This window comes from Vibrio sp. 1402, from assembly GCF_033340275.1.
In genome coordinates this window covers 1-502 of sequence record NZ_JAWOWE010000793.1, presented here as the reverse complement: position 1 = coordinate 502, position 502 = coordinate 1, and the positions used below count along the sequence as shown (strand labels likewise).

The following is a 502-nucleotide window of genomic DNA, read 5'->3' as shown; positions in this document are numbered from 1 at the left end:
GTTCAACTTCTACTTTGAACGTCAGTATCCAGGAGAGTTAAACAAAGAGCTACGTGAGCGTTTGCTAGTGCATACTAAAAACTTACTAGAGAACGACGAGAAAGGCTTCTCAATGGATGCGACTGCTATTAGTGCAGCACGAGAAGTTCTAACGCAAATGTCACTTCCAGAGCGTGCATATCAGCGTATGAAGATGCAGTTTGCTAAAAGCCACGTTCCGTCTTTCCGTTTAACAGACGTGTTAGGACCTAAAGGTTTAGAACAATTTGAGCGAGCAAGTGGAAAACCTCTATCGCAAGGTATTTCCGGTTTTTATACCTACAACGGTTTTCACAGCATTTTCCAAATTCAGATTAATCGCACCGTCAAAGGATTGATGGAAGAAAACTGGGTGTATGGGGATGATCTTAAAGCTCATGAAATTGATCATGATAGTGCTATTCAGGGGGTTCAAGCCCGCTATTATCAAGATTATGTCAATGAGTGGAAAACTCTGATAGAG

The 502-nt window shown here is 41.6% G+C and carries 1 protein-coding gene; it reads left to right on the top strand.

Annotation, left to right across the window (positions count from 1 at the left end):
* Positions 1 to 502: ImcF-related family protein (locus tag R7044_RS28530; RefSeq protein WP_318141763.1), on the top strand; the 502-nt coding region annotated here is incomplete at both ends.